The sequence below is a fragment of the Myxococcus faecalis genome, from assembly GCF_050039385.1.
Taxonomy (GTDB): Bacteria; Myxococcota; Myxococcia; order Myxococcales; family Myxococcaceae; genus Myxococcus; species Myxococcus fulvus.
Window position 1 is genome coordinate 3,885,952 of the sequence record NZ_CP144336.1, and the last position, 14,859, is coordinate 3,900,810.

Annotated in this window: 13 protein-coding genes; 6 read left to right on the forward strand and 7 right to left on the reverse strand. The window is 70.1% G+C overall.

The features are described from left to right. Window positions 1-47 precede the first annotated feature (47 nt). The gene (locus VZQ01_RS15370; protein WP_408888202.1) at window positions 48-1,157 is read left to right on the forward strand and encodes a tol-pal system YbgF family protein; all 1,110 of its coding nucleotides are present in this window, start codon (window positions 48-50) and stop codon (window positions 1,155-1,157) included. On the opposite strand, the gene VZQ01_RS15375 is transcribed toward VZQ01_RS15370, so the two are convergent. From VZQ01_RS15375 to VZQ01_RS15405, 7 genes are all read right to left on the reverse strand, one after another. After that, entirely contained in the window at window positions 1,148-5,149 is a 4,002-nt protein-coding gene (locus VZQ01_RS15375; RefSeq protein ID WP_426748219.1) for a myxosortase-dependent M36 family metallopeptidase, read from the reverse strand. The genes VZQ01_RS15370 and VZQ01_RS15375 overlap by 10 nt on opposite strands. Window positions 5,150-5,236: 87 nt before the next feature. After that, a complete protein-coding gene (locus tag VZQ01_RS15380) occupies window positions 5,237-6,067 on the reverse strand; it encodes an SDR family oxidoreductase (protein ID WP_426748220.1) in 831 nt (276 codons plus the stop codon). A gap of 113 nt (window positions 6,068-6,180) precedes the next feature. Beyond that, complete coding sequence (locus VZQ01_RS15385; protein WP_223749297.1) at window positions 6,181-6,486, reverse strand: YkvA family protein; 306 nt, start codon at window positions 6,484-6,486, stop codon at window positions 6,181-6,183. An 88-nt stretch (window positions 6,487-6,574) separates the two neighbouring features. Further along, the gene (locus VZQ01_RS15390) at window positions 6,575-7,630 is read right to left on the reverse strand and encodes an ABC transporter ATP-binding protein (protein ID WP_223749296.1); all 1,056 of its coding nucleotides are present in this window, start codon (window positions 7,628-7,630) and stop codon (window positions 6,575-6,577) included. A gap of 35 nt (window positions 7,631-7,665) precedes the next feature. After that, a complete protein-coding gene (locus VZQ01_RS15395) occupies window positions 7,666-8,418 on the reverse strand; it encodes a hypothetical protein (protein WP_223749295.1) in 753 nt (250 codons plus the stop codon). Between the two features lie 84 nt (window positions 8,419-8,502). Next, window positions 8,503-10,068: an ABC transporter permease gene (locus VZQ01_RS15400; protein ID WP_223749294.1), complete on the reverse strand. Its 1,566-nt coding sequence runs from the start codon at window positions 10,066-10,068 to the stop codon at window positions 8,503-8,505. Between the two features lie 14 nt (window positions 10,069-10,082). Continuing rightward, entirely contained in the window at window positions 10,083-11,066 is a 984-nt protein-coding gene (locus VZQ01_RS15405) for an iron ABC transporter substrate-binding protein (RefSeq protein ID WP_223749293.1), read from the reverse strand. Window positions 11,067-11,242: 176 nt separating this feature from the next. On the opposite strand from VZQ01_RS15405, the gene VZQ01_RS15410 reads away from it, so the two are divergent. The 5 genes from VZQ01_RS15410 to VZQ01_RS15430 all read left to right on the forward strand — a co-directional run bounded on the left by VZQ01_RS15410 (window position 11,243) and on the right by VZQ01_RS15430 (window position 14,808). Next, on the forward strand, window positions 11,243-11,866 hold the full coding sequence (locus tag VZQ01_RS15410; protein WP_426748222.1) for a nuclear transport factor 2 family protein: 624 nt from the start codon (window positions 11,243-11,245) through the stop codon (window positions 11,864-11,866). Window positions 11,867-11,872: 6 nt separating this feature from the next. Continuing rightward, window positions 11,873-12,709: a PfkB family carbohydrate kinase gene (locus VZQ01_RS15415; RefSeq protein ID WP_426748223.1), complete on the forward strand. Its 837-nt coding sequence runs from the start codon at window positions 11,873-11,875 to the stop codon at window positions 12,707-12,709. 121 nt (window positions 12,710-12,830) lie between these two features. Next, entirely contained in the window at window positions 12,831-13,415 is a 585-nt protein-coding gene (locus VZQ01_RS15420) for a hypothetical protein (protein ID WP_223749290.1), read from the forward strand. 302 nt (window positions 13,416-13,717) lie between these two features. Next, window positions 13,718-14,206: a hypothetical protein gene (locus VZQ01_RS15425; RefSeq protein ID WP_223749289.1), complete on the forward strand. Its 489-nt coding sequence runs from the start codon at window positions 13,718-13,720 to the stop codon at window positions 14,204-14,206. Then, entirely contained in the window at window positions 14,203-14,808 is a 606-nt protein-coding gene (locus tag VZQ01_RS15430) for a hypothetical protein (RefSeq protein ID WP_426748224.1), read from the forward strand. Before VZQ01_RS15425 ends, VZQ01_RS15430 begins: the two co-directional genes overlap by 4 nt. The last annotated feature ends 51 nt before the right edge of the window (window positions 14,809-14,859 follow it).

Below are 14,859 nucleotides of genomic sequence, written 5' to 3' on the forward strand. Positions count from 1 at the left end.
TCCCCTCGTGGACGGGCCGGGGTCGTCGCGTAAAGTGGTGGGTGCACATGACGCTCGCCACCTTCCTGCTCGTCGCTCTCGGTGCCGCCCAGGTCTCACCCTCCCACGACGAAGCCCCTGTCCGCCCGTCGGACACACTCACGGCGCCGCCGCTGATGGCCACGCCGGACGCGTGTCCTCCCGAGTCGGAGACGCTCTACAAGGAAGGCTTCGACGCGCTCAGCAAGGGCGACGACGAGCAGGCCGCGGAGCGCTTCCGCCAGGTCCTGGAGTTGTGTCCGCAGCACTCGCATGCGCCCGAGCTGGAGCGGCTGGCCCGCGCGCGGCTCAAGCCCGGCGCGAAGCTGGCGCAGGCCGCGGTGTTCGAGAACACGGAGCGCCCGACACGAGGCGCGGCGGCCTCGCTCACGGTGATTCAGACGATGCATGGCGCGGTCCAGGGGCTGCTGCTGTGTGCCATCGCGGAGTGCGCGGACCGGGCCTATCCGGCCTCCGCGCTGCTCGGCGCGGGCCTGGGCACGCTCAGCACGCTGCTGCTGGTCCAGGACGGAGTCACCCCGGGGCAGGCCTCGGTCATCAACTCCGGCACGATGTGGGGGCTCTATTTCGGTGTCGCCTCGCTCATCGCGCTCGACCTGGAGGAGGACGAGGCGTTCGGCTCGGTGGCGCTGGGCGGCGCGGCCTTCACCGGCATCGGCATCGTGCTCGCCACCACCCTGAAGCCCACCGCGGGGCAGGTGTCGATGGCGAATTCGGGTGGCCTGTGGGCCGGCGTGCTGACGACGCTGTTCCTGGGGACCGTCGACGGAGAGAGCACGGAGACGCTGTTCGGCGCGCAGATGGCGTCGGCGTCCGCGGGCATCATCGCCTTCTCGCTGCTGTCGCGGAACCTGCCGGTGAGCCGGGGCCGCATGCTCATCATCGACGCGGGCGGCATCATCGGCGGGTTGATGGGCGCGAGCTCCATGTTGCTGCTCACGGGCAACAACGACGAGGACCCCATCCTCATCGGCACGGGCATCGGCGTCATGGGCGGCCTGGCGCTGACGGCCTACCTGACGCGCAACTTCGATGCCCGCCGCCTGCCTCCGGTGGCGGTGACGCCCACGCTGATGGGTCGCAACGGCGCGGGCCTCGCCCTGGGTGGTCAGTTCTGACGACGTCGCTGCTGGGCCGCGAGCCCCAGCGCCGTGAGCAGCCACGCCACGCCCGCGCCCGGTCCTCCCGATGCGCAGTCGTCACAGCCGTCCGGCTTCGAGTCGCGGATGCGTATCGTCGCGTCGACGGGGGGGCTCGCGAGCGTCCCGTCGCTCGCCACCACGCGCAGCACCACCTGCGTTGGATGTTTCACCCTCGGCGCCTCGAAGCGCACCGTCGCCGTCGTCGCTCCCTCCAGCGCCACCGGCGGGCCCGACGTCTGCGTCCACGTGTACGTCAGCGCGTCCCCGTCCGGGTCCGTGCCCACCGCCGTCACCGTCACGCGACTCTCCTCGTTCTCCTCCTGCGCCGGCACCGGACTCACCGTGGGTGGCTGGTTGAGGCACGTGCCCGCGTCGTCCACCACCGCCGTGAAGGGCGTGTTCACCAGCCCCTCGAACTGGACGTCGTCGATGTCCCAGCCGTGGAGCGTGACGGAGTAGCCATCGATGTAGTCGGTGCCATAGGCGAAGCGCACGCGCACCGTCTGGCCCGCGTAGGCCAGGCCCAGGTCCACGCTCACCGGCTCGAATTCCGGGTACGCCGCGTTCCTGTCGCTGTAGACAGGTCGCCTCGAGAGCGGGTTCTCGTTCCCGTACGGGTCCTCGATGAAGGCGTTGTACGTGGGCGTCGCGAACTCGCCGATGTCCGTCCACGTGAGGCCGTCGTCCGTGCTGAGCTCCAGCACCGCGCCATCCTTGTAGTCCGGAGGCTCGCCCTCGTACCAATGGGTCTCGATGTCGTGGCGATGCCGGAAGCTGAAGCGCAGCGGATGGTCCGTGGACACATGTAGCGGCGGTGACACCAGCGACCGCAGTCCCACCACGCCCAGGTTGGGGCCATGGAAGTAATGACCCTCGGCCCCGTCGGAGGCCAGACGCTCCCAGGGCCGCGAGGCGAGCGATTCGCTGTCGAAACGCCAGGGATGGTGCCGCGCCTCCACCGTCTCCGTCGTGCTCGCCTCGAGCGTTTCGTCCCGGCTCACCCAGAGCGGAAGCTCGACATCCTGCTCCTGCGGCAACGTCTGGTGCTCGTCCCAGTACGTCAGCCCCAGCACGAGGCGCCGCGGCGTGGTGCCCTCCAGCACCGTCACGGGGACCTCCACGCTCACCGTCTCGAACGGGTCCGTGGGCGGCAGGGCCCACTCGGCTCCACCCGGGAAGCCGAGCCCTCCGGGCCGACTCGAGACACGCAGGTGGGAGCGCTCCAGCCTCGCCGTGCCCACGTTGCGGAACGTGAGCCGCACCAGGAGCTCGTCTCCCGCGTCCAGCACTCCGTCGCCGTCGCAGTCGCGAACCCAGCGCTTCAGCTCCGTGCGAAGCAGGGACAGGTCCTTGCCGGACACGTGGCTCTCCACCACGCCGAGATGGTCGAGTGACTCCCGGTGCGGCGCCACGGCGCGCAGGCCCGCGCCCCTTCGAGCGAACGCCTGCGCGAAGAGCTCCGCGTCCCGCGCATCCCTCGCGTGCGCCACCGCCAGCAATGCGTCGCGTGCCTCCAGGAAGGTCGGCATCACGGGCGTCATCGCGAGCGACGCGACCAGATGGTCCTTCATGCGGGATTGGGCCTGGTCGAAGGTCAGCCGCGGCGAATCCCTCAGGAGCGCCACGTAGCACTCCCACAGCATCACGGCCCAGACCTCGCCCGAGTTGTGGGACTCCGGGTTGGCCTCCCTCGATGGGCCGGACGGATTGACGGGGATGCCGTCCGGCAGGGGAACGCCCGCCTCGATGAAGCGAAAGGTCAGCGGGTTCTTCGCCAGGTTCGTCGAATAGGGATAGCGCCGGAGGCCCCAGTAGTAGCCCTGGTTCGCCCCACCGCTCTCGAGGAATCCGGCCACCGTATAGGTGCCACCGAAGCCCGCGTTCGCCGCGAGCAGCGCGTCCTCCTCGCGCGTCGTCAGCAGCAGCGCGCCGAAGTCGGACCACCCCTCTCCCAGGCTGAAGCCCTGGTTGTTCGTCAGCCCGTTGCCGTCTCCGATGAGCCGGTTGCTCATGTAGTGCATCCACTCGTGCGTCACGAGGGTCGAGTCGAGCGCCGACTCCCTCGCGGGCCCGCCCCGCACCAGCCGCAAGGTCGTCTCCCCCTGGGCCACGGCTTCACGGATGGCGCGGCTCGTGCTCGCGAAGCCCGTCACGACGGGGATGTGCACGTCGGGCGCGCGGCCCTGCAGCGTCCAGTGTCGACCGCGGGGACGATTGCCCACCAGGTACACGGCGAGCGCTCCGGCCTGCTGGGCATGACGCGCCTGGAGCGTCGGTGCGCAGCCGTCCACCTCGTCCAGCAGGACCACCTTGTCCACCACCTCGGCGCCATTCGTCAGCGGCTCGCATCCATCCGCCGACGTGCCCTGCTCACCCGCCACGACACCATCGACGCCCCATACCGCCCGCGCCGCGAGGTCGAAGCGCTGCGAGCCATAGTCCGCCAGCGTCATCTGGAAGGGCCCCTGCACCCCCGACGCGGTCGTGACGGTGAGCGCGTTCTCCGCCCTGGAGTCGAAGACGAACATCTGCATCCGGGGACGTGCTCCATCCGCCGGCGTCTCCATGTTGGCGTTGCTCCGCCCCAGGAAGTCCTGCGCCTCCGCCTTCATGGAGTCCCCGTCCAGGCCCCCTCTCGCGAAGTTCGTGTCCTGCGCGTTCCCCGCCGCCTCGTCGAAGCCCGAGTCGTAGAACCAGTCGTGCAGGAAGTTCACGACGTAGAAGAGGTGGGTGACGCCCGCCATCCGCTGCGTGTCCGTGAAGCCCGGCGCGTAGCGGTGGTCGTACCCGTGCTCGAAGGTGGCCGTGCCCGTGATGCTCGCGAACAGGTCTCCCTCACCGTAGCCGTCCGGCTCCGCCAGGTCCGCGTACGCCTCCGCGTTGTTGCCCCGCGTACGCGTCGCATCGATAGGAAGCCACGGGTCGTTCCTGCTGAAGGGCGCGTTGCGCAGCGTCACCCGGCTCGGCGCGATGAAGGGCGCCTGGAAGCCATCTGGCAGGCCCGCCGGATGAGGCATCCCGACCTGCCCTTGCGGACCGTCCCACGGCAGGAACGGCGCCTGGGCGTCCGCCCAGACTTGATAGGTGAAGGCCCCCGAGTCCGCGACCAGCGAGTGTCGGTACAACAGCCGCCCATCGTCCGCGGCAATCGCATAGGCATACAGGCCGCTCGGCTCACCCTCCAGCGGCTCGGTGCCCAGCTCCACGTAGTACGCCGGCACCAACAGCTCCGGCAGCGGGAAGTAGATGGGCTTGATGCGCGCGGGAGAGGACAGCTGTACGCCTCGCGGGCCCTGGGTGAGAACGAAGTGGCGGTAGGCCCCCTGGACCTTCCCTGTGTCCTCGAGGCTCGACGGCGGCAGCGCGTGGCCCTCCAGGTCCTGCCAGGCTCGCGCAATCGCGTCCTCGGGCCCCAGCGCGAAGGGCAGCCCCTTGGCGAAGCGGGCCTGCGTGGCCACGGGGCTCAGGTGCCCCGACATCGCCACCCACTCTCCTCGCGAATCCAACAGCACCTTCAAGGACTGGCGGAACACCTCGACGCCACCCACCTGCTGCCCGAAGTGGATGATGCCGCCGCCCTCGCGCAGTCGTCGCACGGAGCGCAGCGGCACGTGCTCCGCGTCCACGCGCTCCAGGCGATAGAGCGAGGCGTATCGGGACAACAGCTCCCGGCCCACCGCCTCCGCGGAGCGTGATGACGCCGCGCGCGCCGGCGCATCGGACGCCTCCCTCCGGACGAAGGTGGGCACGCCGAGGCGTGTCTGTTCATGGGCAATGAAGAGACCCGGAGCGCCTGGGCGAGCGAGGTGCGAGGACGAGGATGAAGGTGCCGTGGTGGAGACATCCACCGTCGGCAATCGCTCACGGGCCAGGACGGGGGACACTGTCGCCAGGACAACACTGGCGCACAGGCCGGACAGTCGCATGGAAGCCTCCTGGGCTCGTGGGGAGCGGGAGACTTCCACCATCCCATGGCAAAAGCCATATCACCACACCCCGGACACCGGGATGCTTGTCTTTTGAAGGCCAGTCCTTGCCGTCAGGCGTGGCAGTGCTCAGCGGCGCTTCAGTCCGAACATGGACATCAGGAGGCCCTCGAAGGTCCTCGCGGGCAGCAGCGTCTTCGCCACCACCGCGGCGCGCTGGGAGAGCTTCCCCACCGAGTACCTCACGTCGGGCTCCCTGGCCTCCATCACCTCGAGCACCTTGCGCGCCACCGCTTCCGCGGGCACGCCCTCGCGCTCCTCCTTCTCGATGATGGCCAGCGCCTTCTCGAAGGGCTCGCGGTACGCGGACCCGTCACGCGAGCCCTCGGCGCGGACGCGGTTGTCCGTCAGCCGCGTGCGCACGTCGCCGGGCTCCACCAGCGAGGCCTGGATGCCGAACGCCTCCACCTCCTGGCGCAGGCTCTCCGTCAGCCCCTCCAGCGCGAACTTGCTGGCGCTGTAGAGCCCCTGGAACGGCAGCCCCACCACGCCGCCCAGCGAGCCGATGTTGATGATGAGACCCGAGCGCCGCTCCCGCATGTGCGGCAGCACCGCCTTGCACACGCGCAGCACGCCCAGCACGTTGGTGTCGAGCTGGCGCCAGGCCTCCTCCACGGAGGTGTCCTCCAGCGCCCCCGCCAGCGCGTGGCCGGCGTTGTTCACCACCACGTCGATGCGGCCCTCGCGCTCCAGGAGTTCCGCCACCGCGCGGCGCACCGAGTCCTCCTGGGTAACGTCCAGCGCCAGCATCCGGTAGCCCACCGTCGGCGTCTCCGGAGGACGACGGCTGGTGCCGTAGACGACGTGCTTGCGCACCGAGAGCAGCTCCGCGCACGCCTCGCCGATACCCGAGGAGGCTCCCGTGACGAGGACCACCTTGCTTCCCTGGGACGTGTCCATGCACGCCCATGATTCCGCGTCCCTTCCGCGCGCACCACGGGAACTCGCGGACGCGCGGCGTCACATTCCTGGGACAGTGCTGGAGCCGGGGATTCCCGGCGGAACCTTCCCGCTCAGACGTGCTTGCGGACGGTGGGCGGCACGCGCTCGTGTCCCTCCTCGTCGCGAGGCACACCGTCCCAGGGCTGCTCGGGTCGGTAGCGCTGCACCTCGCGCATCATGAAGAGCGCCGCCGCGGACAGCACGCCCAGGTCGTCCATCCAGCCCAGCACGGGGATGACGTCCGGCACCGCATCCACGGGCGACACGAAGTAGACCACCGCCAGCACTCCGGCCAGCTTGCGCCAGAGCGACACGCGAGGGTCTCTCACGTACCGGAAGAAGCGGGTGCCCATGCCACGAAGACCTGCGATGTTCATACCCACCTCTACGCACGGAGAGCCCGGGTGATTGCACCCGGGGGACACCGACAGCGTATGCCGTCCGCACGCTCGGAGGACAGCCGAGCTAGTCGGGACTGTCCTCCAGGACGCCCGCTCGGCCGACCACTTCCAGGCGTGCCCTGTCGCCGGCCCGCAGGGGCAGCTCCGGCGCGCCGCGCACCACCAGCTCCATGCCGCCGCAGGCGATGGTGAACTCGGCGCTGGGGCCCTGGAACTCGCGCGACAACACCTCCGCGCGCAGGGCGCCTCCCACCGCCACGGTGTCCGTGTCCGGCGTAAGGCGCAGCGACTCGGGGCGCAGCGACAGGAGCACCTTGCCGCGCGCCTGCCCCACCACCGGCAGGTTGCCGAGCACCGTGCGCGCCGCGCCGCCGAAGCCCATCCCGGGCAGCAGGTTGGTGCCCCCCAGGAAGTACGCGACGAAGGCCGTGCGCGGCGTCGAGTAGACGGCCTCCGGCGTGCCCACCTGCTCCACCTGCCCCGAGCGCATGACCGCCATCCGGTCCGCGAAGGCCATGGCCTCCGCCTGGTCATGCGTGACGAGCAGCACCGTGACACCCAGCGACTTGAGCACGCGCCGCAGCTCCACCCGCGTGGAGGCGCGCAGCGCGCTGTCCAGGCTGGAGAAGGGCTCGTCCAACAGCAGCACCCGAGGCCCCGGCGCCAAGGCCCGCGCGAGCGCCACGCGCTGCTGCTGTCCACCGGAGAGCGCGTGCGGCATCCGCGCGCCGAACTCACCCAGGCCCAGCAGCGTCAGCATCGCGCGCGCCTTCTTCTCGGCCTCCGCGCGCGGCATTCTCGACAGGCCGAACGTCACGTTCTCCAGCACGGACAGGTGCGGGAACAGGGCGTAGTCCTGGAACACCATGCCCACGCTGCGCTGCTCGGGCGCGACGAACGTCCCGGGGCCCGCGAGCACGCGGCCGTCCAGGGTGATGGTGCCCGCGCCGGGGCGCTCGAAGCCCGCCACCAGGCGCAGCGTCGTCGTCTTGCCACAGCCGGAGGGGCCCAGCAGGGCCACCACCTCACCGGGCTCCATCGACAGCGACAGGCCATCCACCGCGGCGGTGCCGCTGGCGGAGTAGCGAAGGGACAGGGCTTCGAGCGAGAGCAGGGGCATGGCGAAAGCGCCACGCACCCTACCGCGTTCCGCCGTTACTTCCAGGGCGGCCGAGCGGCCACCAGCTTCTCCCCGTCCACCTTCACCTCTCCGTCCTCGTCGAGGGAGGTGATGCCGTCCACCAGGACCTTGGGCAGCTCGGCCTTGTGGGCCCGGTCCCGGGCGTCGAAGGTGTCCGGCCCCCAGGCGCCCCCCTGGGACGGGCGCAGCTTCGCCGTCTTCGGCTTGCCGTAGATGAGGTGGTCGTCGCTCACGATGAGGCCCGCGGTGATGGGGCCGAGCACCTCCACCGAGTCATCGTTGTAGCGGCCATACAGCGCGTGCTCCACCGTCAGCCCGCCGATGATGGTCACCCAGCCCGAGGTGTGCATCGCGCGGCAGCGCACCTGCCCCACCACCACCAGCTTCGTGTGCTCGCCATCGTGCAGCACGCCGTCCACCGTGAGGTCGCCCACGACGACGAGCGACTTCTCCAGCGTCAGGTCCCCCTGGACGTGCAAATCCCCCACATGCCCCGTGGGCTCGGTGACGATGAAGGGGCCCGCCAGCGTGGCGGCCGTGCGCGGCGCGTCCTTGTAGACGGAGGCCACGAACGCGAGCGTGGAGCTGCCCGCGGACCCCAGCGCCTTCACCGCGCCGTCGAACGTGGTGGGCTTCTTCTCCTCGAGCACGGACTGGACGTGCCGCGCGGAGTACGGCGGGCCACAGGGCAGCTCACCGAGAGCATTCTCCGTGGTGGCGAAAGCGTCGGCGGCGAGCGGAGGAAGGACAGACTCTGGCAGGGACATGAAGCCCGACGTGATACCGCCTGCGAAGGGGGAGGCCAAGCCACATGAAGCACCTCTCAGTGTCTCGGATTCCGAGGCCGTGTCTCAGCCCCGAGGTGCGTCACCCTCCTGCGATACAAGCAACCCCACACCGAGCGCGGAGACAGCCATCAATACCAGCGCGGGCAGCGCGGCCTCGGCGAAGCGGCCCTCGGCGGTGGCGCCCCACACGCGCGTGGCCAGCGTCTCGTAGCCGATGGGTGCGAGCAGCAGCGTCGCCGGCAATTCCTTCATCGCCGTGAGGAAGACGAGCGCCGCTCCCGCCAGCAACCCCGGACGCAGCAGCGGCGCGGTGACGCGGCGGAACACCCCCGCCGGGGCCTCACCGAGGGACGCGGCGGCCTCCGCGAGGTGCGGGTTGAGCTGCAGCAGCGCCGAGCGCACCGTGCCCACCGCCTGCGGCAGGAAGCGCACCACGTACGCGAGCACCAGCATCACCAACGTCCCGTAGAGGAACGGCAGCGCCTGCACGCCCAGGAAGACGAGCGACAACGCCAGGACGATGGGCGGCAGCGCGTAGCCCACGTAGGACACGCGCTCCATCGCCAGGGTGAGCCGGCTCGGGTAGCGCACCGCGAGGAACGCGAGCGGCAGCGCGCCCAGCACCGACGCCACCGCGCCCAGCACCGACGCGAGCAGCGAGCCCAGCGCGGGCTGCATCAGCGACGCCTCGTCCTGCGCCAGCCCTCGCGCGCCCCAGTACAGGAGCACGCCCACCGGCAGCACCACGCCCGCCAGCACCACCGCGCCGCAGAAGAGCAGCGCGGGCACCCGCCAGCGCCCCAGCGTCACCGGGGCCGAGGCCCGCGCGGCGCCCTTGGAGCTGCGGTGATAGCCGGCACGTCCGCGCAGCCGCACCTCCAGCACCAGCACCACCACCGTCACCGCCACCAGCGCCAGCCCGAGCAGCGCGGCGTAGGCGCGGTCATACGCGCCCTCGTACTGCACATAGATGGCGCGCGAGAAGGCGTCGTACTGGACCAGCGCCACCGCGCCGAAGTCCGACAACACATACAAGCCGACGAGCAGCGCGCCGGACACGAAGGCCGGACGCAACAGCGGCGCCGTCACCTTCCAGAAGGCCCGCGTCGGACTCATCCCCAGGCTGCGCGCGCCCTCCAGCCACGCGGGGTCCTGCGCGAGCAGTCCCGCCCGGAGCGCGAGGAAGAAGTACGGATACGTGGACACCGTCAGCGCCACGAGCGCGCCGGGAAAGCCATACACCGGCGGCACCGGCAGCCCCCAGCGCGTCAGCACCTCCTCCAGCACTCCGCCGATGCCGAAGGCGGCCAGCAGCACATAGCCGCTGACAAAGGTGGGCACCGCGAGCGGCACGCACAACAGCACCGTCCACAGGCGACGGCCCGGCAAATCACTGCGCGTGGTGAGCCACGCGAGCGGCAGGGACACCGCGGCGGCGAGCACCGTCACCGCCGCGGCGAGCCCCAAGGTCCGCCACAGCAGGCCCCACGTGCGCTCCCGGAAGAGCAGCCCCCAGGCGCTCGCGTCGGCCTCCGCCGCGCGAACCCCCAGGTACACGGCGGGCAGCACCGCGAGCGCCGCCACCAGCCCGCCCGATATCAACAACCACCGCGGAGCCCGCCGTGTCACGAAGCCCGCTCCTTCTAGAGGACGCCGGTGTCCTGCAGCAGCTTCACCGTGCCGCGCAGGTCATCCAGCTTCGACAGGTCCAGGTCCGGCGAGCCGACCTTGGACAGCGCCGGCAGGTCCTGCGCCGTCTTCACGCCGGCCACCAGCGGGTACTCGTGCGTCTGCTGGGAGAAGTACGTCTGCGCGTCGTTCTCCAGGAGCCACGCGGAGAACTTGCGCGCCGCGTCCACCTTCTTCGAGCCCTTCAGGATGGCCACGCCCGCCACGTTCACCAGCGCGCCCGGGTCGCCCGGCGCGGAGAAGTCATTGGCCACCGGCAGCTGTGCGTTGTTCTTCTTCGCGGCGTACAGGTAGTAGTGGTTGACGAAGCCCGCGTCGATTTCACCGCGGCCCAGCGCCTCGATGATGGCGGCGTTGTTCTTGTAGACGCGCGCGCCGTTGGCCTGGATGCCCTGGAGCCACTGCTTCGCCGCGTCCTCGCCCTTGAGCAGCCGCAGCGCGGTGACGAAGGCCTGGAAGGACGCGTTGGTGGGCGCCCAGCCCAGCCGGCCCTTCCACTTCGCATCCGTGTAACCCAGGATGCTGTCGGGCAGGTCCGCCGCCTTCACCTTCTGGGTGTTGTACGCCACCACGCGCGCGCGGCCGCTGACGCCCACCCACTGGCCCGTCGGCGAGCGGAAGCGCGCGTCCACCTTGTCGAGCGTGGCCTTGGGCAGCGCCTGCAGGCGGCCCGCGTTGCTCAGCGCGCCGAGCGCCCCCGCGTCCTGCGCGAAGAACACGTCCGCGGGCGTCTTGTCGCCCTCCTCCAGCAGCGTGGCGGCCAGCTGCGGCGTCTCGCCGTAGCGCACCTTCACCTCGATGCCGGTCTTCTCCGTGAACTTCTTGAGGAGCGGCCCCACGAGCTTCTCGTTGCGGCCGGAGTAGACGGTGAGCGTCTCCGCCGCCATCGCGGTGGAGGACACGGACAACAACAGGGTCAGCAGGAGTCGTCGCATCATGGCGGGGCACCCTAACGGACGGGCCCTCACCGTGCCACCCGGAGCCCGGGCTTTTGCGCCGTGCGTCGAGTGTCGAAGCGCGAACACACACGCCCGCTTCGAACCGCGTCAGACATTCCCCGGACGTCAGGGTAACGTGCCGCGCGGTGCTTCCTCGACGTCTGGAGGTCCATCCCATGCCCCGCTTCATCACCGCGGTCCCCGTCGTCGTCCTGCTGAGCTGCGCCTCCGCCCTCGCGCAGTCCGCGAAGCCGCCGCCCGTCGCGCCCAAGCCGCCCGCCGCGCCCAGCCCGATGAAGCTCGCGGCGGAGCGCACCCAGGCGGCGCTCCAGCAACATCCTCCCGGGCGTCCGGAGGACGTGAAGACGCAGGAGGCGCTGCTGGCCGCGCTCTATGACGTCATCAGCGGCCCCGCGGGCAAGGCGCGTGACTGGCAGCGCTTCCGCTCGCTGTTCTATCCGGGCGCGCAGATGGCGTCCGTCCATCGCGCGAAGCCCGGCGGGCTCCCGGGTGTGTCCCCCATCACCCCGGATGATTACGTGGCCTGGGGCGAGACGTTCTTCAAGGCGCACGGCTTCTTCGAGAAGGAGACGCACCGCCAGGTGTATGGCTATGGCGACCTGGTCAACGTGCTGAGCGCGTACGAGGCCCGCGAGGCGCCGGAGGGCGCGGTGCTCACGAAGGGCGTCAACAACATCCAGCTCGTCTTCGACGGCCAGCGCTGGTGGGTGCTGCACATCTCCTGGACGGACGAGAAGGCCGCCGGCGCGCCCGTGCCCGCGACCTTCACGCGCAAGTAGCCGCCCGTGCCGGGACGCTCCTCGTGCGACGTGCTGGTGGTGGGCAACTACTGCCATGACGTGCTGCCCTCGGTCGGAGGTGGGGAGGTGCACACGCTCGGCGGCTCGGCGGCGTACATCTCCTCGGTGTTCGACGCCACCGGGGTGGACCACGCGGTGGTGGCCGTGGCGGGCGAGGACTTCGCCTACGCGGACCGCGTCCGGTATCCACCGCGCATCGTCCCGGGAACTCGCACCACGCGGTTCCTCGCGGACTTCAGCCGGGAGGAGCGCGTGCTCCGTGTCGACGCGCGCTCGGCGAGCATTGCTCCCGAGGACATCCTCTTCGATGCGCGCGTGGCGCTCGCCTGCGGGGTGATGGGCGAGGTGCCGCCGGAGACGCTCGTCCGGATGTCGCAGCGGGCCCGGCATGTCCTCGCCGACGCGCAGGGCCTCTTGCGCGCGCTGGATGACGAAGGACGCGTGTGGAACCAGCGGCTGGAGGACACGCCCTACGCGGAGTTGCTGGGACACCTGCGCGTGCTCAAGGCGAGCGAGGAGGAGGCGCGCGCGATGGATCTCGACGCCGTGCGCGCGAGGACGTGTGTGGTCATCACCCGGGGCAGGCGCGGGTGCACGCTGCTCACGGCGAAGGACACGCTCGAGCTTCCTGTCAGCCCCGTCGAGGAGGTGGACCCGACGGGCGCGGGGGACTGCTTCCTTGCGGGCTTCACGCTGGGCCTGCTGCGGGGCTGGCCGATGACGAAGTGCGCGGAGCTGGCGAACTGGTTCGGCGCGCAGGCGGTGACACAGGTCGGTGTCCCGCGCGTGGAGTTCTCGAAGCTCCCGGACACCTTGCGCTGAGCCTGGACGCCTGTACTGGAGTCCAAGACGTTTGAGCCGTCTCGAACAGCGCTTCGCGCCGTGACTGGCACGCGCCAAACCGAGACAACTATAGCCAATGCCTCACATCCAGGAGGCCATCATGCGTCACCCATCATGGGGCACGGTCGTGGTGTTCATGCTGACAGGAAGTGTCCTCACCGCTTGCGGAGGGCTCGAGGAGAGTGCCGCGCCACAACCCATCGAGGAGCCCGCGACGGCGGAGCAGGGCCTGGTGACGCTCGTCTCCTGCCCCATCGGCTCGACGGTGCTCGACTACTCCCCGCCCTTGAAGAACACCTCCCAGGCAGTGACGACCACGGGCACGACGACCTACTCCAACTGCTACTCCTTGTTCGGCGGGGTGACCTCCGGCAACACCCCCCTCAACGTCTTCCGGCCCAGCTTCGCCTGCTCCGACTTGCTGGACATCGGCACGACGAACTCGGTCGTCACCTGGAACACCCTCGAGACTTCCACCCTGACCCTCACGCGGCTCGGCGCGCGGGTGGAGGGGCTCTCCGTCGTCTTCACGCATGTGGGCTCGGTGGTCTCGGGCAAGTTCGAGGGCGCCACAGCGATTCGGACCACCACCGTGCTCAACACCGACCTGGACGCCTGCTCCTCGCCAGAGGGCCTCGCCCGGCACAGCGGCACGGCGACCCTCTCGTTGCTCGGGCTGCTCTAGACACCGTATGCGGGCGGTGGTGCGGGGCGGCGTTTCCGCAGGGATGTCTCGAAGCGCTTGGCGTCCTGCCCTCGACCTGACCGTTCCTCCTCCCGGAGTGGACGAAGGTCCAACCCCTGAGCCCACGCGCGAACGGTGCGTGTGGGTCCCACGTCGCCCACGTCGAAAGTCCTCCCTATCCCTGCGGCCTCTTTGCACTCCGTGGAGGTTCACTCATGCGTCGAGGGTCCAGGCTCGCCCTGCTGCTGTCAGGTTTCATGGGAAGCGTCTTGTCGGGCTGCGGTGGGGAAGCTCCCGCGCCCGTGCCAACCGAGGACATCGCGCAGGGGCAGCAGTTGCCGACGGTGATGAGCTGTCCGGTGGGCTCGACGATGAATCGCTTTTCACCGCCCCTCTCGGTGGTCCCTCGAGACACGACCGTCACCGGGACGTCGACGTTCTCCAACTGCGTCTCACTGTCCGGTGAGGTGACGTCCGGCGAGCTCTCTGTTCACGTCGAGCTGCCCGGCTTTGCCTGTCAGGACCTGCTGGAGGTGGGCTCGGCACGCGCGGACATCACCTGGAACACGGGCGAGTCCTCCACCCTGCTTCAGACGCGAGGCTCCGTCCAGGTCAGCAACGCCACCGTCGCCATCACCTACGTGGGCACGGTCGAGTCCGGGAAGTTCCAGGGAGCGACCGCCATCCGGACCCTGACGTACTTCGATGTGAACCTGTTCGACTGCTTCTCGTCTCGTGGCGTCCCGGGCATGTCCGGTGTGACGACGCTGACACTGCTGGGGCTGCCATGAGCACGCGCATGAAACACCTGCTGCGATGCATCACCATCTCCCTGCTCGTCAGTGGAGCACTGATGTCCTGCGGATCTCCTCCCGAGCCCCGGGACAACGAAGGCACTCCAGCGGAGGCGCCCGCGCGAGCGGAGCAGGCGTTGCTGACACTCGCGAGCTGCCCGGTGGGCTCGGGAGACCTCCACTACGCACCGCCGCTTCGCAACGAGCGCCAGGACGTGGGCATCTCGGGCACGTCGGTCTTCAGCAACTGCCTGGCCCTGCTCGACCCCACCCTGACGTCCGCCACGTACACCGTGGGCAACCTGGGGGCCTCGCCCTTCTCCTGTCTCGACTTGCTGGAGGTCGGACGGGCTCGTGGGACGCTCGTCTGGAACACCGGCGAGACCTCCACGCTCGTGCAGACCCGCGTCGCCGCTCGCGTCGAGGGACTCCTGCTCACGCTGACCCACGTCGGCTCGGTGGAGTCCGGCAAGTTCCAGGGCGCCACCGTGCTGCGCACCACCACGTTCCTCTCCACGGACCTGGATGCGTGCAGCGGCCCGGAGGGACTGCGGCGCTTGAGCGGCCCCTCCACCCTCACCTTCCTCGGACTTCTCTAACCTCACGCCCACCAAGACGAAGCCCCTCTCCCCACGCACGGGGAAGAGGGG

Excerpts from the sequence above, each read along its gene's own strand:
- VZQ01_RS15420 (WP_223749290.1), top strand. The coding sequence starts at position 12,831 with ATGCGTCACCCATCATGGGGCACGGTCGTGGTGTTCATGCTGACAGGA.
- VZQ01_RS15390 (WP_223749296.1), bottom strand. The coding sequence starts at position 7,630 with ATGCCCCTGCTCTCGCTCGAAGCCCTGTCCCTTCGCTACTCCGCCAGC.
- VZQ01_RS15375 (WP_426748219.1), bottom strand. The coding sequence starts at position 5,149 with ATGGTGGAAGTCTCCCGCTCCCCACGAGCCCAGGAGGCTTCCATGCGA.
- VZQ01_RS15385 (WP_223749297.1), bottom strand. The coding sequence starts at position 6,486 with ATGAACATCGCAGGTCTTCGTGGCATGGGCACCCGCTTCTTCCGGTAC.
- VZQ01_RS15430 (WP_426748224.1), top strand. The coding sequence starts at position 14,203 with ATGAGCACGCGCATGAAACACCTGCTGCGATGCATCACCATCTCCCTG.
- VZQ01_RS15380 (WP_426748220.1), bottom strand. The coding sequence starts at position 6,067 with ATGGACACGTCCCAGGGAAGCAAGGTGGTCCTCGTCACGGGAGCCTCC.
- VZQ01_RS15395 (WP_223749295.1), bottom strand. The coding sequence starts at position 8,418 with ATGTCCCTGCCAGAGTCTGTCCTTCCTCCGCTCGCCGCCGACGCTTTC.
- VZQ01_RS15370 (WP_408888202.1), top strand. The coding sequence starts at position 48 with ATGACGCTCGCCACCTTCCTGCTCGTCGCTCTCGGTGCCGCCCAGGTC.
- VZQ01_RS15405 (WP_223749293.1), bottom strand. The coding sequence starts at position 11,066 with ATGATGCGACGACTCCTGCTGACCCTGTTGTTGTCCGTGTCCTCCACC.
- VZQ01_RS15410 (WP_426748222.1), top strand. The coding sequence starts at position 11,243 with ATGCCCCGCTTCATCACCGCGGTCCCCGTCGTCGTCCTGCTGAGCTGC.